Here is a 5,202-nt window from a genome sequence, read left to right on the forward strand (position 1 = left end):
GGTCCGTTGGTCAAGGGGTTAAGACACCGCCTTTTCACGGCGGTAACACGGGTTCGAATCCCGTACGGACTATGGTATGTTGCGGTTGAGGCACTTGATGAAAAAAGGTTAAAAAAGTTTCAAAAAAGTGTTGACAAGCGAAAGCGACTGTGATATACTAATATAGTTGTCACTTGAGAGAAGCAAGTGACAAAGACCTTTGAAAACTGAACAAGACGAACCAATGTGCAGGGCACTATAACTAAGGTTATAGTACTGAACAATGAAAAAACAATAAATCTGTCAGTGACAGAAATGAGTGAGAACTCAAACTTTTAATGAGAGTTTGATCCTGGCTCAGGACGAACGCTGGCGGCGTGCCTAATACATGCAAGTAGAACGCTGAAGGAGGAGCTTGCTTCTCCGGATGAGTTGCGAACGGGTGAGTAACGCGTAGGTAACCTGCCTGGTAGCGGGGGATAACTATTGGAAACGATAGCTAATACCGCATAAGAGTAGATGTTGCATGACATTTGCTTAAAAGGTGCAATTGCATCACTACCAGATGGACCTGCGTTGTATTAGCTAGTTGGTGGGGTAACGGCTCACCAAGGCGACGATACATAGCCGACCTGAGAGGGTGATCGGCCACACTGGGACTGAGACACGGCCCAGACTCCTACGGGAGGCAGCAGTAGGGAATCTTCGGCAATGGACGGAAGTCTGACCGAGCAACGCCGCGTGAGTGAAGAAGGTTTTCGGATCGTAAAGCTCTGTTGTAAGAGAAGAACGAGTGTGAGAGTGGAAAGTTCACACTGTGACGGTATCTTACCAGAAAGGGACGGCTAACTACGTGCCAGCAGCCGCGGTAATACGTAGGTCCCGAGCGTTGTCCGGATTTATTGGGCGTAAAGCGAGCGCAGGCGGTTAGATAAGTCTGAAGTTAAAGGCTGTGGCTTAACCATAGTACGCTTTGGAAACTGTTTAACTTGAGTGCAAGAGGGGAGAGTGGAATTCCATGTGTAGCGGTGAAATGCGTAGATATATGGAGGAACACCGGTGGCGAAAGCGGCTCTCTGGCTTGTAACTGACGCTGAGGCTCGAAAGCGTGGGGAGCAAACAGGATTAGATACCCTGGTAGTCCACGCCGTAAACGATGAGTGCTAGGTGTTAGACCCTTTCCGGGGTTTAGTGCCGCAGCTAACGCATTAAGCACTCCGCCTGGGGAGTACGACCGCAAGGTTGAAACTCAAAGGAATTGACGGGGGCCCGCACAAGCGGTGGAGCATGTGGTTTAATTCGAAGCAACGCGAAGAACCTTACCAGGTCTTGACATCCCTCTGACCGCTCTAGAGATAGAGTTTTCCTTCGGGACAGAGGTGACAGGTGGTGCATGGTTGTCGTCAGCTCGTGTCGTGAGATGTTGGGTTAAGTCCCGCAACGAGCGCAACCCCTATTGTTAGTTGCCATCATTCAGTTGGGCACTCTAGCGAGACTGCCGGTAATAAACCGGAGGAAGGTGGGGATGACGTCAAATCATCATGCCCCTTATGACCTGGGCTACACACGTGCTACAATGGCTGGTACAACGAGTCGCAAGCCGGTGACGGCAAGCTAATCTCTTAAAGCCAGTCTCAGTTCGGATTGTAGGCTGCAACTCGCCTACATGAAGTCGGAATCGCTAGTAATCGCGGATCAGCACGCCGCGGTGAATACGTTCCCGGGCCTTGTACACACCGCCCGTCACACCACGAGAGTTTGTAACACCCGAAGTCGGTGAGGTAACCGTAAGGAGCCAGCCGCCTAAGGTGGGATAGATGATTGGGGTGAAGTCGTAACAAGGTAGCCGTATCGGAAGGTGCGGCTGGATCACCTCCTTTCTAAGGATAAGGAACTGCGCATTGGTCTTGTTTAGTCTTGAGAGGTCTTGTGGGGCCTTAGCTCAGCTGGGAGAGCGCCTGCTTTGCACGCAGGAGGTCAGCGGTTCGATCCCGCTAGGCTCCATTGGTGAGAGATCACCAAGTAATGCACATTGAAAATTGAATATCTATATCAAATAGTAACAAGAAAATAAACCGAAAACGCTGTAGTATTAATAAGAGTTTATGACTGAAAGGTCAAAAAATAAGGTTAAGTTAATAAGGGCGCACGGTGGATGCCTTGGCACTAGGAGCCGAAGAAGGACGTGACAAACGACGATATGCCTTGGGTAGCTGTAAGTAAGCGATGATCCAGGGATTTCCGAATGGGGGAACCCAACAGGTACTACCTGTTACCCGCATCTGTTAAGGATGTGAGGAGGAAGACGCAGTGAACTGAAACATCTAAGTAGCTGCAGGAAGAGAAAGCAAAAGCGATTGCCTTAGTAGCGGCGAGCGAAACGGCAGAAGGGCAAACCGAAGAGTTTACTCTTCGGGGTTGTAGGACTGCAATGTGGACTCAAAGATTATAGAAGAATGATTTGGGAAGATCAGCCAAAGAGAGTAATAGCCTCGTATTTAAAATAGTCTTTGTACCTAGCAGTATCCTGAGTACGGCGGGACACGTGAAATCCCGTCGGAATCTGGGAGGACCATCTCCCAACCCTAAATACTCCCTAGTGACCGATAGTGAACCAGTACCGTGAGGGAAAGGTGAAAAGCACCCCGGGAGGGGAGTGAAATAGAACCTGAAACCGTGTGCCTACAACAAGTTCGAGCCCGTTAATGGGTGAGAGCGTGCCTTTTGTAGAATGAACCGGCGAGTTACGTTATGATGCGAGGTTAAGTTGAAGAGACGGAGCCGTAGGGAAACCGAGTCTGAATAGGGCGAATTAGTATCATGACGTAGACCCGAAACCATGTGACCTACCCATGAGCAGGTTGAAGGTGCGGTAAGACGCACTGGAGGACCGAACCAGGGCACGTTGAAAAGTGCTTGGATGACTTGTGGGTAGCGGAGAAATTCCAAACGAACTTGGAGATAGCTGGTTCTCTCCGAAATAGCTTTAGGGCTAGCGTCGACATTAGAGATTCTTGGAGGTAGAGCACTGTTTGGGTGAGGGGTCCATCCCGGATTACCAATCTCAGATAAACTCCGAATGCCAATGAATTATGGTCGGCAGTCAGACTGCGAGTGCTAAGATCCGTAGTCGAAAGGGAAACAGCCCAGACCACCAGCTAAGGTCCCAAAATAATTGTTAAGTGGAAAAGGATGTGGGGTTGCACAGACAACTAGGATGTTAGCTTAGAAGCAGCTATTCATTCAAAGAGTGCGTAATAGCTCACTAGTCGAGTGACCCTGCGCCGAAAATGTACCGGGGCTAAAACAATTTACCGAAGCTGTGGATACCTTTATAGGTATGGTAGGAGAGCGTTCTATGTGTGATGAAGGTATACCGTGAGGAGTGCTGGAACGCATAGAAGTGAGAATGCCGGTATGAGTAGCGAAAGACAGGTGAGAATCCTGTCCACCGTAAGACTAAGGTTTCCAGGGGAAGGCTCGTCCGCCCTGGGTTAGTCGGGACCTAAGGAGAGACCGAAAGGTGTATCCGATGGACAACAGGTTGATATTCCTGTACTAGAGTATGTAGTGATGGAGGGACGCAGTAGGCTAACTAAAGCAGACGATTGGAAGTGTCTGTCTAAGCAGTGAGGTGTGATATGAGTCAAATGCTTATATCTATAACATTGAGCTGTGATGGGGAGCGAAGTTTAGTAGCGAAGTTAGTGACGTCACACTGCCAAGAAAAGCTTCTAGCGTTTAAGCATACTCTACCCGTACCGCAAACCGACACAGGTAGTCGAGGCGAGTAGCCTCAGGTGAGCGAGAGAACTCTCGTTAAGGAACTCGGCAAAATGACCCCGTAACTTCGGGAGAAGGGGTGCTGACTTTAAGTCAGCCGCAGTGAATAGGCCCAAGCAACTGTTTATCAAAAACACAGCTCTCTGCTAAATCGTAAGATGATGTATAGGGGGTGACGCCTGCCCGGTGCTGGAAGGTTAAGAGGAGTGCTTAGCGTAAGCGAAGGTATGAATTGAAGCCCCAGTAAACGGCGGCCGTAACTATAACGGTCCTAAGGTAGCGAAATTCCTTGTCGGGTAAGTTCCGACCCGCACGAAAGGCGTAATGATTTGGGCACTGTCTCAACGAGAGACTCGGTGAAATTTTAGTACCTGTGAAGATGCAGGTTACCCGCGACAGGACGGAAAGACCCCATGGAGCTTTACTGCAGTTTGATATTGAGTGTCTGTACCACATGTACAGGATAGGTAGGAGTCTATGAGATCGGGACGCCAGTTTCGAAGGAGACGTTGTTGGGATACTACCCTTGTGTTATGGCCACTCTAACCCAGATAGGTGATCCCTATCGGAGACAGTGTCTGACGGGCAGTTTGACTGGGGCGGTCGCCTCCTAAAAGGTAACGGAGGCGCCCAAAGGTTCCCTCAGAATGGTTGGAAATCATTCGCAGAGTGTAAAGGTATAAGGGAGCTTGACTGCGAGAGCTACAACTCGAGCAGGGACGAAAGTCGGGCTTAGTGATCCGGTGGTTCCGTATGGAAGGGCCATCGCTCAACGGATAAAAGCTACCCTGGGGATAACAGGCTTATCTCCCCCAAGAGTTCACATCGACGGGGAGGTTTGGCACCTCGATGTCGGCTCGTCGCATCCTGGGGCTGTAGTCGGTCCCAAGGGTTGGGCTGTTCGCCCATTAAAGCGGCACGCGAGCTGGGTTCAGAACGTCGTGAGACAGTTCGGTCCCTATCCGTCGCGGGCGTAGGAAATTTGAGAGGATCTGCTCCTAGTACGAGAGGACCAGAGTGGACTTACCGCTGGTGTACCAGTTGTCTTGCCAAAGGCATCGCTGGGTAGCTATGTAGGGAAGGGATAAACGCTGAAAGCATCTAAGTGTGAAACCCACCTCAAGATGAGATTTCCCATGATTTTATATCAGTAAGAGCCCTGAGAGATGATCAGGTAGATAGGTTAGAAGTGGAAGTGTGGCGACACATGTAGCGGACTAATACTAATAGCTCGAGGACTTATCCAAAGTAACTGAGAATATGAAAGCGAACGGTTTTCTTGGTTTGAATAGATATTCAATTTTGAGTAGGTATTACTCAGAGTTAAGTGACGATAGCCTAGGAGATACACCTGTACCCATGCCGAACACAGAAGTTAAGCCCTAGAACGCCGGAAGTAGTTGGGGGTTGCCCCCTGTGAGATATGGAAGTCGCTTAGCT

General features: G+C 49.6%; 2 tRNA genes and 3 rRNA genes. All 5 read left to right on the forward strand.

Features of this window, described 5'->3' with window-relative positions:
- The 5 genes from N8M16_RS09965 (at nt 1) to rrf (ending at nt 5,201) form a co-directional block, all read left to right on the forward strand.
- Nucleotides 1-72, forward strand: a tRNA-Glu gene (locus tag N8M16_RS09965).
- 241 nt (nt 73-313) lie between these two features.
- A 16S ribosomal RNA gene (locus tag N8M16_RS09970) occupies nt 314-1,859 on the forward strand.
- 51 nt (nt 1,860-1,910) lie between these two features.
- A tRNA-Ala gene (locus N8M16_RS09975) sits at nt 1,911-1,983 on the forward strand.
- A 124-nt stretch (nt 1,984-2,107) separates the two neighbouring features.
- Nucleotides 2,108-5,009 (forward strand): 23S ribosomal RNA (locus N8M16_RS09980).
- A gap of 76 nt (nt 5,010-5,085) precedes the next feature.
- Nucleotides 5,086-5,201, forward strand: a 5S ribosomal RNA gene (rrf, locus tag N8M16_RS09985).
- The 16S, 23S and 5S rRNA genes sit together here with 2 tRNA genes alongside, the layout of an rRNA operon.
- The last annotated feature ends 1 nt before the right edge of the window (nt 5,202 follow it).

Source organism: Streptococcus mitis (assembly GCF_946188375.1).
GTDB lineage: Bacteria > Bacillota > Bacilli > Lactobacillales > Streptococcaceae > Streptococcus > Streptococcus mitis_CX.